At 67.8% G+C, this 17,237-nt stretch carries 22 protein-coding genes; 3 read left to right on the forward strand and 19 right to left on the reverse strand.

Annotated elements, in window-relative coordinates; all coding sequences use genetic code 11:
- Nucleotides 1-8: 8 nt before the first annotated feature.
- From AC07DC_RS09960 to AC07DC_RS09970, 3 genes are all read right to left on the reverse strand, one after another.
- Nucleotides 9-794 (reverse strand): aminoglycoside phosphotransferase, encoded by a 786-nt coding sequence (locus AC07DC_RS09960; RefSeq protein ID WP_478913591.1) that lies wholly within the window; start codon nucleotides 792-794, stop codon nucleotides 9-11.
- A 76-nt stretch (nucleotides 795-870) separates the two neighbouring features.
- Nucleotides 871-1,017 (reverse strand): hypothetical protein, encoded by a 147-nt coding sequence (locus tag AC07DC_RS09965; protein ID WP_478913593.1) that lies wholly within the window; start codon nucleotides 1,015-1,017, stop codon nucleotides 871-873.
- Between the two features lie 5 nt (nucleotides 1,018-1,022).
- Complete coding sequence (locus tag AC07DC_RS09970; protein ID WP_478913595.1) at nucleotides 1,023-2,132, reverse strand: radical SAM protein; 1,110 nt, start codon at nucleotides 2,130-2,132, stop codon at nucleotides 1,023-1,025.
- Between the two features lie 870 nt (nucleotides 2,133-3,002).
- Here AC07DC_RS09970 and AC07DC_RS09975 point away from each other — a divergent pair.
- Nucleotides 3,003-3,797 carry a helix-turn-helix domain-containing protein gene (locus AC07DC_RS09975; protein WP_478913597.1) on the forward strand — a complete coding sequence of 265 codons (795 nt, stop codon included), beginning with the start codon at nucleotides 3,003-3,005 and terminating at the stop codon, nucleotides 3,795-3,797.
- Nucleotides 3,794-4,021 carry a DUF397 domain-containing protein gene (locus tag AC07DC_RS09980; protein ID WP_478913599.1) on the forward strand — a complete coding sequence of 76 codons (228 nt, stop codon included), beginning with the start codon at nucleotides 3,794-3,796 and terminating at the stop codon, nucleotides 4,019-4,021. The genes AC07DC_RS09975 and AC07DC_RS09980 overlap by 4 nt, the downstream gene beginning before the upstream one ends.
- Before the next feature lie 85 nt (nucleotides 4,022-4,106).
- Here AC07DC_RS09980 and AC07DC_RS09985 read toward each other — a convergent pair whose 3' ends face one another.
- The 9 genes from AC07DC_RS09985 to AC07DC_RS10025 all read right to left on the reverse strand — a co-directional run bounded on the left by AC07DC_RS09985 (nucleotide 4,107) and on the right by AC07DC_RS10025 (nucleotide 12,975).
- Nucleotides 4,107-4,361 (reverse strand): hypothetical protein, encoded by a 255-nt coding sequence (locus AC07DC_RS09985; protein WP_478913601.1) that lies wholly within the window; start codon nucleotides 4,359-4,361, stop codon nucleotides 4,107-4,109.
- A complete protein-coding gene (locus AC07DC_RS09990; protein ID WP_478913603.1) occupies nucleotides 4,358-4,621 on the reverse strand; it encodes a hypothetical protein in 264 nt (87 codons plus the stop codon). Before AC07DC_RS09990 ends, AC07DC_RS09985 begins: the two co-directional genes overlap by 4 nt.
- Nucleotides 4,622-4,645: 24 nt before the next feature.
- Entirely contained in the window at nucleotides 4,646-5,515 is an 870-nt protein-coding gene (locus tag AC07DC_RS09995) for a peptidoglycan-binding protein (RefSeq protein WP_478913604.1), read from the reverse strand.
- 74 nt (nucleotides 5,516-5,589) lie between these two features.
- Nucleotides 5,590-6,099 carry a hypothetical protein gene (locus AC07DC_RS10000; RefSeq protein ID WP_478913606.1) on the reverse strand — a complete coding sequence of 170 codons (510 nt, stop codon included), beginning with the start codon at nucleotides 6,097-6,099 and terminating at the stop codon, nucleotides 5,590-5,592.
- Nucleotides 6,100-6,108: 9 nt separating this feature from the next.
- Nucleotides 6,109-8,826: a hypothetical protein gene (locus AC07DC_RS10005; protein WP_478913607.1), complete on the reverse strand. Its 2,718-nt coding sequence runs from the start codon at nucleotides 8,824-8,826 to the stop codon at nucleotides 6,109-6,111.
- Between the two features lie 13 nt (nucleotides 8,827-8,839).
- Entirely contained in the window at nucleotides 8,840-11,278 is a 2,439-nt protein-coding gene (locus tag AC07DC_RS10010; RefSeq protein ID WP_478913608.1) for a phage tail tape measure protein, read from the reverse strand.
- 227 nt (nucleotides 11,279-11,505) lie between these two features.
- The gene (locus tag AC07DC_RS10015; protein WP_478913609.1) at nucleotides 11,506-11,994 is read right to left on the reverse strand and encodes a DUF7426 family protein; all 489 of its coding nucleotides are present in this window, start codon (nucleotides 11,992-11,994) and stop codon (nucleotides 11,506-11,508) included.
- Entirely contained in the window at nucleotides 11,994-12,533 is a 540-nt protein-coding gene (locus AC07DC_RS10020) for a phage tail tube protein (protein WP_478913610.1), read from the reverse strand. Before AC07DC_RS10020 ends, AC07DC_RS10015 begins: the two co-directional genes overlap by 1 nt.
- A gap of 10 nt (nucleotides 12,534-12,543) precedes the next feature.
- Nucleotides 12,544-12,975: a minor capsid protein gene (locus AC07DC_RS10025; RefSeq protein ID WP_478913612.1), complete on the reverse strand. Its 432-nt coding sequence runs from the start codon at nucleotides 12,973-12,975 to the stop codon at nucleotides 12,544-12,546.
- Nucleotides 12,976-13,006: 31 nt separating this feature from the next.
- On the opposite strand from AC07DC_RS10025, the gene AC07DC_RS10030 reads away from it, so the two are divergent.
- Nucleotides 13,007-13,585: an HNH endonuclease gene (locus AC07DC_RS10030; protein ID WP_478913614.1), complete on the forward strand. Its 579-nt coding sequence runs from the start codon at nucleotides 13,007-13,009 to the stop codon at nucleotides 13,583-13,585.
- Here the strand turns inward: AC07DC_RS10030 and AC07DC_RS10035 are convergent.
- The 7 genes from AC07DC_RS10035 to AC07DC_RS10065 form a co-directional block, all read right to left on the reverse strand.
- Nucleotides 13,582-13,932 carry a hypothetical protein gene (locus tag AC07DC_RS10035; protein WP_478913616.1) on the reverse strand — a complete coding sequence of 117 codons (351 nt, stop codon included), beginning with the start codon at nucleotides 13,930-13,932 and terminating at the stop codon, nucleotides 13,582-13,584. The two genes, AC07DC_RS10030 and AC07DC_RS10035, sit on opposite strands and share 4 nt — an antisense overlap.
- Nucleotides 13,929-14,249, reverse strand: coding sequence for a hypothetical protein (locus AC07DC_RS10040; RefSeq protein ID WP_478913618.1), 321 nt, complete (start codon nucleotides 14,247-14,249; stop codon nucleotides 13,929-13,931). Before AC07DC_RS10040 ends, AC07DC_RS10035 begins: the two co-directional genes overlap by 4 nt.
- Entirely contained in the window at nucleotides 14,246-14,641 is a 396-nt protein-coding gene (locus AC07DC_RS10045) for a hypothetical protein (RefSeq protein WP_478913619.1), read from the reverse strand. The genes AC07DC_RS10040 and AC07DC_RS10045 overlap by 4 nt, the downstream gene beginning before the upstream one ends.
- Nucleotides 14,642-14,644: 3 nt before the next feature.
- Nucleotides 14,645-14,893: a hypothetical protein gene (locus tag AC07DC_RS10050; RefSeq protein WP_478913621.1), complete on the reverse strand. Its 249-nt coding sequence runs from the start codon at nucleotides 14,891-14,893 to the stop codon at nucleotides 14,645-14,647.
- Entirely contained in the window at nucleotides 14,893-15,903 is a 1,011-nt protein-coding gene (locus AC07DC_RS10055) for a major capsid protein (RefSeq protein ID WP_478913622.1), read from the reverse strand. The genes AC07DC_RS10050 and AC07DC_RS10055 overlap by 1 nt, the downstream gene beginning before the upstream one ends.
- Before the next feature lie 21 nt (nucleotides 15,904-15,924).
- Nucleotides 15,925-16,521, reverse strand: a complete 597-nt coding sequence (locus AC07DC_RS10060; RefSeq protein ID WP_478913623.1) for a hypothetical protein — start codon at nucleotides 16,519-16,521, stop codon at nucleotides 15,925-15,927.
- Between the two features lie 84 nt (nucleotides 16,522-16,605).
- Entirely contained in the window at nucleotides 16,606-17,235 is a 630-nt protein-coding gene (locus AC07DC_RS10065) for a hypothetical protein (RefSeq protein ID WP_478913625.1), read from the reverse strand.
- Nucleotides 17,236-17,237 lie beyond the last annotated feature (2 nt).

Below are 17,237 nucleotides of genomic sequence, written 5' to 3' on the forward strand. Positions count from 1 at the left end.
TGCCAGGGTCAGGCGCTGGCTGCCCAGTAGCCGGCCCATTCGCGAGAAAGCCGCGCCATGTCGAGCTTCCATGCCTGCGGGTCGTTCCGCGCGATCTCTTCCCAGACTTGCGTATTTGCGGCTGAGAAGGCTGCTACGCCCTCGTGGGGCGCCTTCGCCCATGATGGGAGCTGGTGAGCCAATGAGTCGGCGGCGGCGGCAGTGTGACCCGCCTCCATGAGCCGCAGGACGAGCACCGCGGGGTCGATCCACGCCGCGCCGCGGGTGGGCCATGCCCAGTCGATCAAGTGCGCGCGGTCGGTGATCAGGACGTTGTGCGGGGCGAGGTCAGTGTGCAGAAGGGTGTCGCCCGCGAGCTGGTCGACGCCGCCCCATCGCTGCTCGGCGCGCTTGAGAGGGACGTCAGGGCACGGGGTCTGCTGTAGCTCGGCCAAGGCTTGAACGACGCGGGGTAGGTCGGGAGAGTCGGGGGAGTAGTCGGCGTGGCGGCCGATGATCCGCTCATACCCGATCAGGTCCCAGCCGGCCGCTTGTACGTGCCACAGCAGGCGGGGGGACGCCCGCGGCAGGTGCCCATTGATCTCGGCCTCGCGCTGCTGGGTGCGCACCTGCGGGTGGTCGGCGGGCACCCCTTTGAGGAACAGGGACGCATCAGCGGTATGCACTGTGGCAGCGATGCCGGAGTTCACGCCTGCTGAGGCTGTCTCGGCGCGCAGGACGGGGCCGGCCTGCTGCTCGACGGCGTCGCGGGCGGCGGGTGGTAGATCGTCCCAGTGGATGCGGATCACAGGCATAACGGTTCCCGGGGATGGAATGACGGACCGCCCCGACCCTACGCGGGCCGAGGCGGTCCCGAGGACGCGGCGCGGTCTAGTACGGGTTGTCGTCGCCGGCGCTGCATGAGCACATGACGGTCTCGACAAGGGTGTCGAGGTCGCCGACGTATTCGACCTCGTCCTCGGCGATCGGTCGCGGGGTGATGGTGACCGGTACGGGTTGGGTGGCGGTGGGTGCCATGGGGTCTACCTTTCTGTGTGTTGGCAGTAGGTGCGCTTTGGTGCCTTCGCCTCCTGGTAGAGCTTGGCCAGCGGTCGGCATGTCCAGCAGGTGCCGGACAGCGAACAGCCGGAGCAACCACCGGTGCGAAGCATGAGGGAATCGGCGATGCCGCCGAGTCGGCGCAGTCCTTCGACGCCTTCGTCGATGAGGCGGACGCTGGGGTCTCGGCCTACCTTGCAGATCGAAGCGACGCCGAACGGGTCGGCGTGAAAGAACGTGTGGCCGGCGTTGCAGCCGCTGAACGGCTTCCGCTGGCGCAGGAAGTCCTCAGCCTGCGTAGGTAGGGGTTCGCCGCTTCCGTCGATGGTCGGCGACATGTTCGTGTACGTCTGGTGCGGGAAGCCGTATCGCTCGGCAAGGGCGCGCATCTCGGTGGCCTCGTGCGCGTTGTCCTCCGCGATGATCAGGTTCAGCTTCACCGGTAGCTCGGCCTCGCGAGCCGCAGCTAACCCGCGAGTGAAGCGGTCGAACGCTCCACGGTTGCGGGTGAAGCCGTCGTACGTCGGCGCGCTGGCACCATAGACGCTGAGGGTGATCCGGTAGGGCCGATGCTTGGTGAGTAGGTCCAAGATCGGAGGCTTGGAGAGCTGCGAGCCGTTCGAGGAGATCGCGATCATCATTCCGAGCGCGTAGGCACGGGTGTAGACCATGGGGAACAGCCGGTCGATCAGTGGCTCGCCGCCGGTGATCTGGAGCCAGAGCACGCCGGCATCGCGCATGATCTCCAGCAGTTTGGCCTTGTGCTCCCAGGACAGCCCCTCGAACTTCTTCTGCCCGAGGTAGCAGTGCGGACAGTCGTAGTCGCAACCCTTGTTGATCTCGTATGACGCGCGGGCGTAGCCGTAGGGCGATGGGTTGCGGACGAGAAGGGTTTCGTCTGCCGAGAAGCTGGTGAGGTCCAAACTCCAGGCGCGGCGTGCGGCTTCGATCAGCCAGGCAGGGGAATCGAGGCACTTGTCGAAAGCTTGCTTCAGTTCCAGATACCGCGTGAGCGGAACTTTGATCCCGGACGAGTGTCCGGGCCGCACCACTAAGTAATCGTCCAGGAAGGGGCTAACGATCAGATCATGCACGCTGACTCCTCGGCTCGTGGGGCTTGTCTGCGGTGGCGGCCGGTCCCGGGCTGGAGGAGCTGATCCGGTACCCGCACGTCGGAGACTGCGGCGCCGTTCTTTTGTGCCCCCCGATCCGCGGCCATGACTTCATCCCAGATCTGGTCATGGAGCACCATCAGACAGAATTCGCAGGCGTACATATCCGCGGACAGACTGCCGAGCGTCGTCGCCGGCCCTATCCACGCGACGCGCGTATCGGCGCGCCCGCACCAAAGCCAGCAACGGCCCCGCCGCCACTTGTCATCCTCGGACGGGGGCGGTGCGGGCGGTCCGGCCAACGTTGCTAATCGCATCAGTGCTGCGCCGCCTTGTGCCGGGTCATGATCACGTTGACGTCTGTCACTTGCGTGAGGTCCCGTGCAGCGCGGCGCTCGACGCTCAGGGCGTCACATACGGCGCAGCCAGGCACGGGCTGCGGCGGGACTGCGGGCGGAGGCAGATGCACCGGGCCGGAACACGTGGTTTGCGGTTGAGGTCTCATTCCGCAGCCCCCATGCCGTTGGCAGGGAGGCCGGCTTGCTCGCGTTCAGCGCGTGTCGCCAGCCTTAGAACCTCCGGGTCTGCTTCCCACCGCCGGTCTGTGCCGGGCCTCTCCAACACGACCAGTGCCCCCGACGGTCCGACCACCATCGCCAGCTCGGCCGTCATCGCGTCCACTACATACGCGCCCTCTCGGTACGTCGTCATGAGGTGCCTTCCTGAACCCTCGTTCGCTTGCTCGCTCTGTGAGCGGGTACTGACCGGTTGTAATTCAGGGTTGACCCGCATCGCGGTACGCAACAGGGGACAGTGGGTGACAACTCATAGGGCACAAAGGACGGTTGAGCTATGGCCATGGCTTATGGGAAGTGGCTCAAGGAACAGCGAGAGAACGCCAAGCTGACGCAGCAGGGCCTCGCCGAAGCGGCAACGATGACCCGTACGCACATCGCGCACATCGAGGCCGGGCGTCGGGTGCCATCGAAAGCCGACGCGAAGCAGCTAGACAGGGCTCTGAACACGGGAAACGTGCTGGAGAGCTTCCTGCCGACGGGGGACGGCAACCCAGTCGCAGACCACTTCGAAGCAGCCCGTCAGCTCGAACAACAGGCAACGGTGATTCGAGAGTTCGCTCTCTCGTACGTACCCGGCATCCTGCAAACCGAGGCGTACGCCCATGAAGTATTACGTTCCACGCCGTACCCGCCACTGAGCCGGGAGGAGCGTGACAAGGCCGTTGTCACACGCCTTGAGCGGTCACACATCCTGGCTGATCCGGTTACACCGGTCGTGTGGGCACTGATCGACGAGGCAGTGTTGCGCCGGCCCGTAGGTCCGCCCGCGGTGATGGCGGAGCAACTCACCCACCTGGTGGAGCTAGTGGACGCAGACCGTATCCGTGTCCACGTGATCCCGTTCGGCGCAGGAGCGCACCCCCTGTCGCAAAGCATGCTGACTCTTATGTGGTTCGAGGATCAACCGCCGATCGCCTACGTTGAAGGTCTGCACACAGGGAAGGTGCACGACTCACCGGACCTAGTGGAACGTTTCCAAGGCGCCTACGATCTTGCGCTAGGCGAAGCGTTGCCACGGAAAGAGTCACTTGCCCTCCTGAGGGCGACAGCGGAGGACTACGCACGATGACAACTGAGCACATCATCCCCACGGCATCCACGCTGAACGGCTGGCGGAAGTCCACCTACAGCGGCGGCGATCAGGGAAGTTGCGTTGAAGTCGCGGACCGCTTCCCGACCGGTGTCCCCGTCCGTGACTCGAAGGACCCTCACGGACCCGCGCTCATCTTCAGGGCCGAAGCGTGGTCGTCGTTCATCGCAGGTGTTCAGGCAGGCGAGTTCCCTACCGTTTGAGCTCAACGGCGGCGACTCTGGTCGTCTAACGACGGATGACGCCCCCGCACAGCGGCTTAGAGCCGGTGTGCGGGGGCGTGGTGGTTCAGCGGGCGGCGAGTTGCCATGCGGAGAGGATGAGGCCGGCGATGCCGAGGACGGCGGCGATGCTGGCGAGGGGCCAGCGGGAGCGTTCGAGGGTGTCGAGGCGGCGGTCGTGGTCGTCGAGCTTCTTCTCGGTCTGGTCGGACCGCTGGACGAGGAGTGCGAGCGATCCGTCGGTGCGGGCGAATCCGACCTCGACCGCGCCGCGCAGCCGCTCAAGCTCCAGGGCGACGGCGGTCGGATCGGGATCGGTCACTCGCTGCGCCCGGCCTTGCGGTCGAGGGCGAACAGCTCGTCGTCGGGGCTCGGGGAGGCGCGCAGCCACGCCGGCAGCAGGTTCTCGACGACCGGCAGGGCCATCACGCGGGTTATGCCGCCGGCGACGGCCAGGGCGAGGGCGACGCCGGCCGCGGTCTGCGGGATGCCGGCGGCGTCGATGATGAGGGGGAGTCCTGCGGCGATGCCGAGGACGGTCTGCACGATGGTGCGGGCGGTGCGGCGGGATGCGTCGGACATGTGGGTTCCTTCGGTTGGGGTGGGTTAGCTGGTGTGGGGGACCTTGAGGGCGTCCCAGGAGGTGCGGCCGGGCCAGCCGTCGGCGGCGTTGCCGGTGTAGCCGAGGTGGCGCTGCCACTTCGCGTAGCTGCGGCGGTCGGCCTCGGTCCACTGGGCGCCGGGCCCGCTGGTGTAGGCGGAGCAGCCGGCGGCGACGAGCCGGCGGCCCATGGCGGTGATGATCGGCGAGCGCGGGTAGCTCTTGAAGAACTCGTCACCCGGGAATCGCTCGTACGTCGGGGCCGGCGGCGGGGTGCCGGGCTTGGTGCCGAGGCGGGCGTCGATCCGCTGGCGCATGGTGTCCATGGAGAATCCGCGCGGGTCGTTCTTGGTCGCGGTCCATTCCTTGTGCCCGATGACGCTGCCGGCGGTCCATCCGTAGGTGCGGCAGATCGCGGCGGACACGCGCTCGATGGCGTCGAGCTGGGCGGTCGGCCACGGGTCGGCGCCGTTGCCGAGGTTGATGCACTCGAAGCCGTAGAAGTGGCTGTTCCCGTCGGTGTTCTGCTCGTTGGGCGCCGGCAGCTTGGTCTCGGCGATCACGGCGGCCAGTACGTCGCCGTCGCCGGAGCCGGCGTGGTTGGTGCGGCCGTTGCCGACGAGGTACACCGTGCCGTCCTTGGCGATGACGCCGTGACACAGCGGGCCGGGCAGGCCGGCGTATCCGTCGTAACACATCGACACCGACCCGTCGGTGCCGCTCGAAACGGTGTGGTGGATCACGACGCCGTTGATCGGGCCCCAGTTGCCGTGTCCGGCGCGGTTGTGGGTGCGCCAACTGCCGTACTCGACGACGTGGACTCCCTCGGCGCGCAGTGCGGCGACGAACTTGTCGGCGGTCATGGGGGTTGCCATGGGTGTCTCCAGACATGAAAAAGGCCCCGACCGGTGACGGCGGGGCGTGCGGGGTGAGGGGTGGAGCAGGGGGGTTATTGCATGCGGGTGATGCTGATCCAGCTACCGGCCTTGACGGTCGCCGGCAGACCGGCGGCGTTGGTGACCCCGAATTGCAGGGTCAGAATGGCCGGGAGGGCGCCGGTGGCGAGGGTGCCGGTCGGCGAGAGCGTCATCACCGTGCCGGAGTTGGACGGGAAGTCGCGGGCGGCGCCGTTGGCGGTCAGGACCGTTTCGTACGTCGTGCCGCTGGTGATGTTGGCCGCGCCGCGGCTGGTCCAGTTCAGGACCGCGCCGGCGGTCGTCAGCCACCCGATCCGGACGCCGGAGTTCGCGGCGCCGGTGACCATGGCCTGTGTGTAGTGGATGTGGCCTTGTAGGACGTAGATTGCGTTCGCCTCGGCGGCGAGCGTGAGGTGGTTGTCGGGCAGCAAGACGGCGCCGGGCACGGTCTTGTCGGCGGTCTTGTAGGCGAACGGGGGTTGCATGGCGGTCAGCAGGCCGGCGGTAATGCGCATGCCGGGCTGCCACACCGTGAACGGCATGGGACTCCCTTACAGGGCGAAGATCGCGGGATGCGCGAGACGGACGTCGGCGCCGGCCGGATGCGGTTTGGTGATGCCGTTGACGGCCCGGACGACGGTGAACGTCTGCGGCGAGGTGGTCCCGGTGACCTTGGTGACGGTCATGACCTCGCCCCCGATCCGGATGTCCCACGGGGTCTCGGCGGCGCTGATGGTCCAGGGCTGGCCGGTAGTGGTTTCCACGGAGAGCGTCACCGCGCCGGCGCTCGCCGCGGTTTTCAGGCGGCTTCCGTCGGTGTCGACGCGGTCGGTGTCGGTGACGGCGACGTTCCAGGGGCCGGCGGGGGTGCAGGTGTAGAGCAGGTCCCAGTCGAGCAGGCCGAGGGATTCGGTGTATCCCTGCACGATGACGTCGATGGGATCCGGGGGCAGCCAGGGCGGGGGGTTGGCGATGGTGATGCGGTCGCCGATGTCGACGGCGAGGGCCTGGCCGATGAGGTGCGGGGCGGCGGCGAGGTTCACGTGCACCGTGGGATAGCGCGCCTCGTCCCAGGTCCCCAGATGCAAGCGCCACGCGGCAAGGTCCGACAGTTGATCGTCGGAGCGGACGGAGACGCTTTCGCTGGTGTTGTACCGGCCGACCCCGTTCGGTGGGGGCAGGACGGACAGGGGTCCGGTGTCCAGGACGGCGCGCGCTGAGGATCCGCCGGGCCGGCTGAGGGTGATGTCGTTCCGTACTGTCTGGTCGTCGTCGACCGGCTCCAGCGGCGGGGCGACTTCGTGACGGGCGGTGTAGTCCAGGGCGAGCGCCGGACGCTGGTTGTACAGCGACACACAGCGCCGGAATGCGAGGGCTGGCGTGGCCCGGTGTTCGTGGAGGATGCCGAGGTCTGCGTCGGCAGCCTCGTCGAGCAGGTCCAGGACGGCGCTGGTGCGCTGCGGACCGACCGGGGTCGTCGGGCCGGTACCGCCGGGGAAAACGACCGGGATTCCTTCCTCGGCGCACAGCCGGTCGATACGGGCGGTGGCGTCGTCTCCGAGGAACCCGGTATCGGCGAAGTCATACACGCCGCTGTCGGTGGCGTCGAACACGGCGAGGTGCCCGAGCTTCATGCCGGCCAGCAGTTTCCAGTCGCCGGCGATGTTGAGGACCTTGCCGACGGTGCCGGCGTAGCCGGTGGTCACGGCCCCAGATTCGGTACCGCCCACCACGATCCATTGCATGGTCACCTCGACGAAGACGCCGTTTTGGCGCGCCTTGATCTGCAACCGGCGCCATCCGCCGGCGAAGTTGGTCGAGGGAGTGTCGGTGGTGCCCACGATGGCGCCCGCGGCGTCGAACGCCCGGATGCGAGCGGTACCGGCGCCGATGACGGCGGAGATGTAGGGAGAGGTGTCGGTGGTCTGGATTTGCAGGATCGGTTCGAACGCGGCCGGCACGGTGGCGAGGTTGTAGAGCATTTCGACCCGCCAACCGGAGCCGGTGGCGCTCCCTTTGGGGACCAGGGCGGACAGGTACGCGGCTGGGCCCACGGTCGGTAGGGCTTTGGAGCCGGGCAGGGTGTCGTCGGTGGCGAACTGCAACCCGGCCGTAGCCAGCGGGGTACCGCCGGGCAGCGCCGAGGCGGCGCTCATGGCGTCGCGCTCGTCCTCCATGGCCCAGTACGCCAGCGGCTTTCCGGTGGGGATGCGGCGGCGCAGGGTGGAGTCGAGGGGTGAGGCGCCTTGGCCGAGGCGGCGCAGGATGCCGGCGGCCTCGATGGGGACCTCGACGGCGCGGCCGGAGACGTCCCAGCGGGACGGCCACGCGCTCACGTCGCCGGTGAATCGGTAGTCGCGGGCGGTGATCTCCGCCCCTCCCGCGACGGTCCATGTCCGGCCGGTCCCGTCGGTGAACGCGGTTGCGCCGGGTGTCTGGGTGCGGAATACCGGGTTGGCGACGATCGGCCCATTGATGCCGGACCGGACCTCCGCGGCGTGGACCTTGCCGACGGGCATCGCGTAGTAGCTGTCAACGGTTCCGGTGATGTCGCCGATCTCCAGCGGCGCGGAACTGTTGAAAATGCTCGTGGTGAAGGCGAGGGGGACGGCCTCGACCGCGGTCCAGGGGCCGGCGATGGTGGGGGCGCTGTAGAAGGTCAGCAGGCAACCGCCGGCCCCGGTGTCGACGTCCAGCGTTGCGCGGATCGCGAGGCGCCCGTCGGCGGCAACCGGTAGACCGATGCTCCCCTCGGCGTAGAACGTGGCGATGCCGTCCGCGGACCACTGGAGGTTGATGGCGCCGAACTCGTTAAGCGTCAGGCGCCACGATCGGGCGCCTGACGCCCCGTACTTGCTCATCAGGTCAATCGAGTGCACTCCCGGCCGCCAGGTGGCGAGGGTGACGTCGATACGCACGTCGAGATCCCCGGTGATGTCCAGCGGCCCGGCGTCCGGAGTGGCGATCCGCGCCCCGACCTCGCCAGTAAGGCGCAGGTACGTTTCTGCGGCCGGCACCGACACCCGGATCGGAGTGTTGCGGCCGATCCGTTGGTAGAGGGGCGACATCGGGTTACGGGGGCTGTAGAGGCCATCGCGGTTGAGCAGGGTGAACGCGCAGCGGGAGGGGCCGACGCGTGATGCCTCGTCGGCCCTTCCGCGGTTGATGATGATGCGGTCCCGCAGGCGGACGTCGCCGGTGATGTCCGTCCACGCTCCGCCGGCGTTGATCTCGACGGCCACGCCGAGGGGCTGGTCGGGGAATGCCAACGCTCCCCCTTTCCTAGGTGCCGAAAGCGAGCTGGACGTTGCCGCGGCCCTCGATACGGACGGTTTTCCGGAGCCATCGCGTGAGGTCGTCGCTGCCGCGGGCGTCGAAGATCACCCGGATTTCCGGGCCGGCCGCGGTCGAGCCAGTCGGGCCGGCGCCGGGGGCGCCCGCGGTGATGCCGAGGCCGGCCGAGGCGCGGGGGGTGCTGACGAGATTGGCCATGGCGTCATCCACGGCGCCTTGTCCGGAGGTGATGCCGGCGACGAGGCCGGCGGGGATGTGCCGGCCGATCTCGTCCCGCATCACCCGCGACGGGCTATGAATCCCGAGCGCCTTGGCGATCGGGCCCGGGATCATGCGGGATGCCCACGACATGAGCGTCGAGCGCAACCACGGACCCATGCCCTTGATGCCGTTCCACAGCCCGTAGACCAGATCGCGACCCTTGCCGTACAGGAGCGATCCGAACCCGGAGAAATAGCCGCTGATCTGTCCGGGCAGGCCGCGGACGTAGCCGAGCATTTCGCCGGCCTTGCGCTGCGTGCCGTCCTTGATGGCCTGCCAGTGGCTGATGATCAGCCCGTACAGGGTCCAGTTCAGGAAGAGCGAGTACAGGCGACCCGGGATGCCCTTAACGAACGCCAGCGTCCCGTTCCACGCGGCTACGGTGCCGTCTTTGATCGCCTGCCAGTGGCTGATGATCAGGCCGACCAGGGTGAAGTTCAGGAAGATGTCGAGCAGGAAACCGGCAACGGCTTTGACCTTGGCCCAGACCCAATCCCATGCGGCCACTGTGGCGGAGACGATGGTGTCCCAGTTCGCCACGATGAGCGCGACGAGCCCGATCACTAGGGCGATGATCAGCCCGACGGGGCCCATGGAGATCAGCCACGCGGCGGCCATCCGGCCGGCCTGGATCAGTGACTGCGTGCCCATGATCATCCAAGCGGCCACCACCCGAAGGGCGGCAAGTCCCGCGGCGGCGCCTTGGGAGATCCAGCCGGCGAGCATGAGCGCGTTGGTGATCAGGAAGCGGCCGGCGGCGAGCGTGCCGGCCGCGGACTGCGCCGCCCACGCCGCGACCGCGGTCGCGGACGTGGTGACGGCCTGGACGGCGAGGACGATCAACGTCGGGAGCAGGACGGCGGTGATCATGCCGGCGAGGATCGAGAACGCGAGGCGGTGTTCGTCGACGTAGCCGGCGCTGGTGCGGAGCTTGCCGCCCAGGGTGCCGAGTACCTTCGCGAAGACGATCACGCCGGGGATGACGTACCGGCCGAGGAGCTGCACGAACCCTTGCGTCAGGGACCGCTTGAAGACCTCGATCCTGGTGGATGCGTTGTCGCGCATGGAGTTGCCGGCGGCGTCGGTGGCGCCCTTGACGTCGCCCAACGCCTTGACCGCGGTCGAGGGGTCGAGCTTGAACAGAGCGGCCTGGAGGTCTTCGGCCTTGGTGCCGAACAGTGCGACCGCTGTTGCGTTCCGCTTGGCCGGGTCCTCAATGGCCTTGATCCGCTTAAGGACATCGCCGAGCGCGGCGGACGCGGCCGGCCCGCCCTTGGTGAAAACCTTCGCCATCGTCCCGCCGTTGAGACCGATGGACTTGAACGCGTCGACAGACGTCGTCGACATGTCCTTTGACCTGATGGCGAACTCTTTAAGCGCGTCCGCGACGGTGTCAGCGTCGCGGGCGCCGCCCTTGAGCCCTTGCTGCATCAGGCCCATAGCGGTCTGGGCGTCGAGGCCCAGGTCGCGGAATTGGGTCGGGTACTCCGAGAAGGTGTCGAGCAGGTCCTCGGCGGCGTTGACGCCGTTTTGCGACCCGCGGACGAGTACGTCCATGGCCTCATCGGCGGACTTGGCGATGCCGGTTTTCAGCATCGTGCCGACCGCGCGGGAGACCTTGCCGACGTCCTCGCCCATCACCGCGGCGGTGTCCGCGACGCGCTTTCCTAGGGTCTGGATCTGCGCTTGCGTGGCCTCGGGTGGGAGTAGCCCGTTTTGGGCGATGCCCTTGATGATGTCGGCGCCGTCTTGGACGGATTCGACGATGGCGCCGGCGTACAGGGAGCCGGCGACCTTGCCGTACTTCGCCGCTACCGGCCCGGTCGTACCGAGCTGCGCCTGTAGGTGACCGGTGATCTTGGCCTGGTCCATGGCCTCGTTGATGCCGGCCATGAGCGCCATGCCGATGCCGGCGCCGATCGCGGCGGCGGCGAACCCCTTCAACTTGCCGGACATGCCGGTACTGGCCCGGTCGGCTCCGTCGTTGGCTCCGTCGGCGAGGCCGGCGCCGAGCTGGTCGCCGGCTTGGTGTCCGGCGCGGTCGGCGGAAGCGACCATGCGGTCGCCGCCGGCCTGCATGCTCTGCTCGGCGCGCCGCACGCCGGCGGTGGCGCCGGAGTCGTCAACGCTGATCGTTGCGGCCAGTTCTCCGACCAGGAGCGCCATCGCGGATCACCCCCGGTCGGTCGGGCCGCCCTATGGGGCCGGCTGGGCGGGTGGGGGGTTGAGCACGCGGGCGAGGCGGGATTCAGCGGAGAGCAGGCCCAGCACGCGCACGCGCAGCCATCGCCAGGAACGGGTGTGGAGGATGCCGGGGGCGCCGATGTCGAGCCCGTAAATCTCGTGCAGGTCGGCCTCGATGAGGGGCCACTGCTGGAGGATGCGTTTCCAGCTCAGGTCTGGCGCCGGGCCGCGGCCTTCTTGGCGGCGGGTGCCCGGCGGGTACTCGTACCACTCGTAGAGCCCCGAGACTTCGTCGAGTTCGCCGCACCCGATCGGGTCGCGCGGCGAGCTGCTCGGTTCGGGGCCAGTCGAGAAGGGTCGCCGGCCGCATTCCAAAACGCCTCTGCGGCGGCCTTGTCCTGCGCGATCCACACCATGGCGGTGATCGCGGCGTGCTTGAGCGCGGGCCAGGATGCGCCGTCGGCGAGCAGCTCGTCGTGAACCGGGCCGAGGACATCGCGGTACAGGTCGCGCTCGGCGGCGTCGCCGAGTACCTGCTCGTCCACGCGCCCGCCATCGGCCGCGACCGCGGCGGCGTGGATCAGGGTCTGTGTCCGCAGGCCGATCGCGGCGGACGGCGCCGGCACCGTGTAGAGCTTGCCGGCGATCGGGAGGTGCAGGGTCTCGTCGAGCAGCTCGTCGAGGGCCTCAAATGCCATCAGGCATCACCTCCCGGCTTAAGGCTCTTTGCGGCGAGGGCGAACGTGCCGCCGCCGGCGGCCGGGTTGGTGATCTCCAGAAGCGGGCCGGACCCGGTCAGGGTCACCTTGATGGTGTCGACGGCGTCCGGGCCGCCGCCGTCCGGCTCCCACGTCACCAGGGCATTGCCCTCGTACGCGTCCGCGGCGCCGTTGCGGTCGTAGTACCGCACGTGCACGAACGACGCCGCGCCGAAGGAACGCGCGGCCTTGCGAAGCTTCTCCTGCGCAGCGTTGAAAGCGCCGGTGGTCGGGTGCGCCCGGTGCGCGAGGGTCGTCTCGATCGACCACGCAAGCATCGTGACCGCGGACTCCGACCACCCTTCGGCGTCGTAGGTGGTCACGTCCTGCTGCGTCGGGTCGGTCTTGGGGGTGAACTCGGTGACGCCCGGAACGAGGGACCATGCCGGGGTTCCGGGGGTGGTGCCGGTGTCGAGTTCGAGGCGGTACCGGCGCGCGAGCGCGGTCACGGTCTCGACCGGCGGCGTTGGGGTGCCCATGAGGCGCCTCCTATTCGAGGTGTGGGGCCGCGCGGTGGGCGCGGGCGTAGAAGTTGGCGGATCGCTCCATGCGGCCGGCGGAGTCCGCACCGATCGGCGCGGCCGAGACGCGGAACACGAGCTGCACACGGACGGCGCCCAGGAGCAGTGGGCCGGCGCCGTGCAGCACGTCGAACACCGCGTCGTCGAGCGCGTCGACGTCGCGCGGATCGGTGCCGGCGCGGGTGCGGACCTGGATTCCGGTGGTGGTGTCGGTCAGTACCGGGGAGTCGATGACCGGGTATGCCGATAGGCAGATGCAGCGGTCGGGAGCGGGGGGAAGCGTGGCGATAGTGATCGCGGTCTCGCCCGAGACGTACGGGCCGTCGGGGCGATAGATGCCGACGTCGGCGGTAGCGAGCAGGCGCGCGAGACCGTCGAGCAGGTCGACGGTGTAGGGCATGGGTGTCCTAGGGGATGCGTAGGCTCGGCGCATGGCCCAAGACCGACCGGATATTTCAGCAGCACTCAAGAGAGAAGTTCTCGTAGAGGCAGGCCATCGATGCGCCATTCCTACATGTAGACAAGTTCCTGTCGAACTAGCGCACATCACTCCATGGGCGAAGGTTAAGAAACATACCTACGACAACTTGATCGCCTTGTGTCCGACGTGTCATACCCGGTTCGATCGAGGAGAAATTGATCGGCCTTCCATGCGGCAATACAAAGATAATCTGTCGCTGTTGAATAGTAGGTATACGGAAGTTGAGCGGCAGCTACTCAAAGCGTTCGCCAAGGAGTGGCAGAAGTTCAAGATAGAATTTTTTGGAGTAGAAGGTGTACTGAAGGACAAAAGATCGGGGAAGCCCATTCTCGGCCCGGCGATTCTTGCCAGTCTGGTTATATATCCTGAGATGTGGTGGCTCGTGTCAAATCTCCTCGAGGATGAAATTATCAAATTCGAGCGAGATAAGTACTTCCAGCCGGGAAAGAATCGCGATTGCACCTATATAGAACTGACCGAAAAGGGCATAATCCTTATGCAGCGGTGGATTTCCGGAGAAGCCATCTAACGAAACGCGCGGCGGATCTGCGCCGCGATCAGCACCTGCACCTCGCCCGCAGTCGCGGGCAGCACGCTTTCCAGGTACTTGGCGCTGCGGCCGGGCAGGTGGCGGGCGGTGAGGTCCTCGTGCACGCGCACGGCGTAGGGGGTGTCGTAGGAGACGGCGGCCGTCATCTCCTGTTCGTCGACGGATGCGGCGCCGGAGCGTTCGAGCACCCCCTCGTCGATCGGTACCCGTTGCCAGCTGGCGTGCAGGACGTGTTCGCCGGCGAGGAGCAGACCGCGGGCGGCGCCGGCCCGGATTGCGCCGGTTGCCGCGCCACCGTTCCACCGAAGGCGGGCGCGTTGACTCATTCGCAACTCACCTCCGTGTTGGTCGGGACCGGTAGGCCGGGCGCGGTGTGGTGGGCAACGGTGATGGCGGTGGTGGTGCGCCCGTCGGGCAGCGTCAGGCGCGAGCCGGGCGGGCAGTCGAGGGTGGGGCCGGCGATGACGGTCGCCGAGGCGACCACCTGCCGGCCGTCCGGGGCCCGCACCAGTCGCGGGGAGGCGTCGACGAGGGCGGGCACGTCCGGGATGAGGTGGCGGTACTGCGGTCCGTACGCGGACTCGCCGGCGTAGGGCTCGACGGTGATGCGGTGGCGCAGCAGGCCGGCCGGAACTCGGTTCACCACGCGATCACGTACCCGGGGTCGAGGCCGGCGCGGCGTAGTGCCCGATCGGCGCGCGGGGCGAGCTCGACGCCGGACGCTCCAGCGGTGTTCCCGGTGCGGCCGGACATGGAGACGGGGCCGATGGCGACGGAGTCCCATTGACCGGCTGCACCAGTGCCGTCGTCGCCGGCGGCGAGCTGGTACTCGACCTGCGCGCACGTGGCGTCGGCCAGGGCCGCGACGATGTCCGGCTCGATCGGCGCGCCGGTGTCGTCCACGCGGTAGATCGCGGTCAGCAGTGCCGAGTCGATGTCTTCCGACGCGCGGGCGAGCAGCCGTACGGCGTCGGTGGGGGCGGGTTGGCCGGTCCAGGCGGTGAGCTGTTCAGGGGTGGCGTAGGCGCGCCCCACGGGTCACCCCCTCTTGTTGGTCCGGGCAGCAGAACGGCCCGCTGGCGGGGAGGCTGGCGGGCCGTTCTCGGGGGCGGGCGGGGCGCCCGGTGGGGTGTCGTCGTCGAGGGGTTCGACGGTGTAGCCGTGGCGCCGGAAGTACAGCAGGGCGCCCGCGTTGGGATCCTCGGCGGTGGCTCGGCCGTCGGTGAAGGTGACGCCGGCGATGTCCTCGTCGTATCCGCCGCCCGGTGCGGTGATCGTGTACCGCATCACTGCACCTTCACGTTGCGGAGGACGGCGGCGGCCTTGGTCGCCTTGAGCGCCACGGCGACCGGGCCGAGCTCGACCTCGCCGGTCTTGACCGCGCCGGAGGTGGTGAAGTCCGGGAGCCACTGGCGCACCAGCGCGCCCCCGACGGTGGAGACACCGTGGAAGCCGTCGAGGCCGAGGCGCACCGCGTACAGGTCCGACAGGCCGGTGATCAGGCCGCCGGCGCCGGCTCCGTCGACGTCGCGGGACTCGACCGGGATGACCGGGGTGGTGCTGCCGGCCTTGTCGCCCAGGTCGATCAGGGCGATTCCGTTGTACGTCTCGATGTTCTGCCCGAACGCGTTCGGCGACCGGTCGAAGTAGCCGGCCCGGCGGGCAAGCGAGCGCACGCGGGCAATCATCTTCTTGTTGCCGAACAGCGCCGAGGGGGTGCCGTCGAGCAGCGCGAGGAACTCGTCGAGCAGGTCGAGCGCGTCGTTTGCCTTGCCCGAATCGCTGCCCAGGGCCGTACCGGTCCAGTCGAGCGAGGTGCCGGCGCCCATTTCCGTGGTCGAGCCGGCGAGCGCCTTGTCGAGGCCGTCGAATCCGGCCTCGGCACCCGGGGTCGACACCCGCTTGCCGTTGACGACCTGGTCGGAGAAGAACGAGCGGGCCGACTTGATCGTCTGGCCCATCTGGAACGTGGTCTCGTTGGTCGCCGCGGCGCCCAGGTTGGACAGCACGCGGTCGATCTCGAACGCCCCGCCCAGCGGCGACAGGTCGACGGTGAAGCGGGACCGCTTCGCCTGTGCCTTGGGGTACTCGGTGTTCAGCGGCCGGAACTGCGCGGGCCGCTCGGTGATCAGGCGCGTGTATCCGTAGGTGAGGGTCGCGCCGCCGCCCGCGGGCGAAACGACGTCATCGAACGTGAGGTTGTCCAGCAGCCACGAGGACTTACGGAACTCGTCGATCACTTGAAGATCGAGATCGTCCTGCGTGTTGAGCTTGGCGTCGGCCAGGGTGATAGCCATGGGCAGATGTCTCCTGAGGGGTTAGCCGCCGAGGCGGGCGGCGATGGCGTCGTGCAGGTTGGCCGGCTTGCGATCCGCGGCCGGGGCGCCGTTGAACTCGGCGCCGCCGCGGCCCGGGGTGGCCGGCGCAGCCCGGTACAGGTCCGGGTCGGCCTCGACGGCGGCTTTGATCGCGGTGACGAGCTGCTCGCCGAACTTCGCGTCGGCCGGGTCGAGCGGGGCGACGGCCTCGACGAACGCGCGGGAGTTGAGCAGTCGATCGGCGCGGGCACCCTCGGCGTCGGCGACCTTGTATGCGGCGAGCTCGACCTGTGCGGTGCGGAGTTGTGAGGCGGAGTCGGCGAGCTGGGTGTCGCGGTCGGCGACCGCGGCGGCGAGCTTGGCCGGGTCCTGCTCGTCGGCCGCACCATCGGGATTCAGGGCCTTGTTCACCGCGTCGAGTGCTGCGCGAAGCTGGTCGCGCTCGGTGGCGGCGTCCTCGGCGCGCTGCTGCGCGTCGGTGAGCTGCTGAGCTGCGGCCGGGTCCGTGGCCGGCGGCGGGGTTGCGGTCGAATCAGTGGATCCAGATGTCGCCCCGCATGGGGTGTTTTCGGATTCCGATCGAATATCGTCGGGCATAGATAAAAACCTCCGGGGTGCCAAGAATTGAAAAAGGCCCGCCAACTGGCGAGCCTTTTGATGGAATATGTTTTGACGTGATGGCTAGAGGACTTTTCCCGCCACGTATCCGATGAACGCCATTATGGGGAGGGACGTTACGGGGGGAACCCAGGGCATCATTCTTTCCGCCGTACTGGGGAGATTATCTCGCCTGACAGCCCTAACGTCCACCAGCGGGCTATTGCAGAAAAGCACGGGGGTTTCGCCGTCCGCAAGAATGGTGTAGGTAATCTTCTGTCGCCTCTTTATCAGAGCTGGTCCGATTTCCAGAATTGACCCACGGACGACAGGTGTCGGTGCTGGCGTAGTGGCCGATGAGCTCTCCTTGTGGAGGATTTCGATAATACGCGAGTCGACGCCCAAGCGTAGAGGTTCGCCGTTGTCGAACGATGTGCGCGGAATGTCGCGCCTTCCACGATTCGCGATGTGAATCTCGATCACGACAGGATTGGAAATCTGCGCACCATTGGCAGTCAGTTCGATCGCTGATTGAGTGACACCAACCACCTCAAGGAGCGGGGTCACATTTGGCATCCCGTAAAGAATTCTCTGCTTTGGAAATCCGACGGCGACTGATACCCAAATGGTTATTATTCCCAAAACTATGCTCGCCAGCGCGGCCACTGCCGCCCAGAACACGTCGTTCGAATACCATTCGGCGGCAAACTGCATAG

The sequence above is a fragment of the Streptomyces sp. NPDC045021 genome (genome assembly GCF_056432645.1).